At 59.4% G+C, this 3,460-nt stretch carries 2 protein-coding genes; both read right to left on the bottom strand.

The features are described 5' to 3' along the window. The coding region (locus tag Q1J88_RS12880) for a [protein-PII] uridylyltransferase (protein ID WP_301118141.1) at positions 1-2,501 on the bottom strand (2,501 nt) is incomplete at its 3' end. A 28-nt stretch (positions 2,502-2,529) separates the two neighbouring features. Then, the gene (gene map / locus Q1J88_RS12875; protein WP_301118142.1) at positions 2,530-3,333 is read right to left on the bottom strand and encodes a type I methionyl aminopeptidase; all 804 of its coding nucleotides are present in this window, start codon (positions 3,331-3,333) and stop codon (positions 2,530-2,532) included. Positions 3,334-3,460 lie beyond the last annotated feature (127 nt).

Below are 3,460 nucleotides of genomic sequence, written 5' to 3'. Positions count from 1 at the left end.
TCGCCTTCGATGATGAACACGTCTTCAACGCGATCGCCCAGCGTCATGATCTTTGCCATCTTGAGGTCGATGCCGTGACGGGCAAAGACCTGAGCCAGGCTGTGCAGCAGGCCCGGGCGGTCGGCTGCAATAATCGACAGGCGCCAGGAGGCACCGCTTTCGTCAGGGCGCAATTCAATATTGGGCACAATGGGAAACACCCTGGCTCGGCGTGATCGGCGTCGTCCAAAGCCCGGGGCGGGGCGCGACGGCGTTCCCGGGCGGGCAAGACGTTCAGCCAGTTCATGTTCTATCAAGCTCGCCCACGAACGAAAGTCCCGGTCCTGACCGGGCAGCAGAACAATGAAACTGTCCAGGGCCCGGCCGTGCCGGGTGGTGTGGATTCGGGCGTCCTGAACACTAAGTGCACGCTGATCCAGATACGCGCAGATATCCGCGAACAGGTCGTTGCGGTCGGGTGCATACACCATAATCTGCAGGCCCTCGTTCTGGCCGACGACTCGCGCTTTTACCACGGGCTCGGTGGCGTCGGCGCGATGGTACAGGTGGCGGGTATGCCAGGCAATTTCCGAGGCCTCGTGGCGCAGGAAATAGGCCACGTCAAGCTGACGCCAGAATTCATCCCGGCTTTCGTCACGCAGACCCAAACGCCGGATCTCGGCGCTGGCTTCTTCGCGTCGCATTGCCAGGACAGTTCCCCGGTCAGGCTGTGCACCGCCCAGTACGGCAATGGTCAGCCGGTACAGGTCTTCAAGCAGCTTGCCTTTCCAGGCATTCCAGACTTTTGGGCTGGTGCCGCGAATATCCGCTACCGTCAGCAAATACAAGGCTGTCAGTCGGCGTTCCGTTCCAACACGTCGGGCAAACTCGGTAATGACGTCCGGATCGGTCAGGTCGCGTTTCTGTGCGTAGCGTGACATGGTCAGATGTTCGCGCACCAGAAACTCGACCAAGTCCGTATCCTCGGGGCTGATCTGGTGGTCGACGCAGAAACGCCGCGCATCTTCGGCGCCAAGCTCGGAGTGATCACCGCCCCGTCCTTTGGCGATGTCGTGATACAGCGCCGCAATATATAGAATCCAGTGCCTGTCGAGCTCGGCAATCAGCTGGCTGGCCAATGGGTATTCCTGGGCGTGTTCCGGCATGGTGAATCGGCGCAGGTTTCGTATCACCATCAGCGTGTGCTGATCGACCGTGTAGGCATGAAACAGGTCGTGCTGCATCTGTCCGACGATGCGGCGGAATTCGGGCAGGTAGCGGGGAAGAATGTTCAGCATCGTCATCCGCCGCAAGGCGTGAACGATGCCGCGGGGTTGCTGCAGTATCTGTATGAATGTGTAGCGATTGACCGGGTTGGCGCGAAACTGTCCGTCGATGCGCTTTCGCGAATGCCACATGGCTCGCATGATGCGCGCCGATAAGCCGGTCAGCTCGGGGTTTTGCTGCATGACCAGGAAAGCCCGAAGCAGAAGTGTGGGCTTGCGCTCGAACTCGTCGGCACGACGAATATCCAGGCGGTTCTGAACCTGGCAGAAGTCGTCGTCGATGAGCTTGCTGGACCCTTCGGGAACCGGGAACAGCCTTTCTTCAAACGCCTGCATCAAAATAGTTGTCAACTGGCTGACTACGCGGGCTGCCCAGTAGTATCGTTGCATCAGCAGTTCGCTGGGCCGCCGATTCTTTGACGCCTCGAAACCGTAAACGTCGGCCAGCGCCGGTTGCAGGTCGAACAGTACGCGATCTTCGCGCCGTCCAGCCAACAGGTGCAGCTCGATCCGCAGGCGTTTGAAAGCCAGCTCGGCGCGGCGCAGCGCGCGATGTTCGGAAGGGGTCAGCATGCCGCTGTCGGCAATTTCCTTCCAGGTGTTGCCCACACCTGCAGCCTGAGCGATCCATCGTAAGGTGAGCAGGTCGCGCAGACCCCCCGGGGCTTCTTTGCAGTTGGGCTCAAGCGCATAGGGCGTATCAGCATGCCGGGCATGCCGCTGTGTCATTTCCGCTCGCTTGGCCTGAAAGAAACCTTGCACGTCCTGGCGCCGCCGCATGGTCTGGACAAGCTCGCGCACCAGTGGCTTGTTGCCCGCAATCCAGCGCAGCTCCATCAGGGCGGTTTCGATGGTGATGTCGTTGTCCGCCTCGCGCTTGCAGTCGGCGATCAAACGGACGCTATGTCCAAGGTCTAGCCCAAGGTCCCACAGCGCCGCAATGAGCTGCTCAAGCTTGAGCCTGTCTTCAGAATCAGGCTCCCGCTCGAGCAGAATGAGGATGTCTATGTCGGAATAGGGGTACAGCTCGCCGCGACCATAGCCGCCGACCGCCGCAAGCGCAGCACCTTCCGGCAAGGGGAACTGGCGGAGTGTCTCGCGCAGCGCCTGGTCGGTGACCCGGCGCAAGGCGGAAAGCAATATATCCGGCCGCTGATGCGTACGAAAGCCCGTAATGGCCTCGCCACGTCGTCGATCGAAGCGTTGGCGGATCTGTGACGGGGCGGGTGCATCCATGGTGGGCGCCTGGGGGTGGGCTGAGGATTTATGCGGCTTTTACGAAGGCTGGAGCGGAGGGCATGCCAGGGGATACGGTAAGCACTTCGTAGCCGTTGTCTGTGACCAGCACGCTGTGTTCCCACTGTGCCGAGAGACTACGGTCTTTGGTGACTACCGTCCAGCCGTCAGCAAGCTGGCGAATTTCCTTGCGCCCGGCATTGATCATGGGTTCGATCGTAAAGATCATTCCGGGTTCCAGTCGAACGCCAGTGCCCGGTCTGCCGTAGTGCAGTACCTGAGGGTCTTGGTGAAACTTCTGGCCGACGCCATGCCCGCAGTATTCGCGCACGACCGAAAACCCTTGTTTTTCGGCGTGCTTCTGGATGACGGCACCGATATCGCCCAAATATGCGCCAGGGCGGACCTGTTCGATGCCCAGCCACATGCAGTCGTAGGTGGTGTCAACCAGGCGCCTGGCCAGAATCGAGGGTTCGCCAATGCAGTACATGCGGCTGGTATCGCCATACCATCCATCTTTGATGACGGTGACATCAATATTGATGATGTCGCCATTCTTCAGCACCTTGTCGCCGGGGATGCCATGACAAATGACATGGTTGACCGAGGCGCAAATCGAACCGGGGAAAGGGGGGTATCCGGGCGGCGCGTAGCCGACCGTGGCCGATTCCACGTGCAAGGTATTGGTGATGAAGTCGAGACACAGGCGATCGAGTTCGCCGGTAGTGACGCCGGCGCGCACATGTGGCTCAAGATAGTCCAGCGCCTGGGCTGCAGCCTGGCAGGCAGCTCGCATCTTGTCGAGATCGGCTGGGTCAGTAACGAGGGGGATCATATCAACTTGAACTGTATAACTTAAAGATAGTAGAATTATAGGCTTTCTTTGATTTTGCGCTTTAGCCCTTTACTTAGAGCCTTTACTTAGGGTCTTGATCCTTTTGCTTAGCTTAAAAGACTTG

It is taken from the genome of Pusillimonas sp. (assembly GCF_029263785.1).
Taxonomy (GTDB): Bacteria; Pseudomonadota; Gammaproteobacteria; order Burkholderiales; family Burkholderiaceae_B; genus Pusillimonas.
Note: the sequence above shows the minus strand (reverse complement) of the source record. Positions and strands in the feature narration are given on the sequence as shown.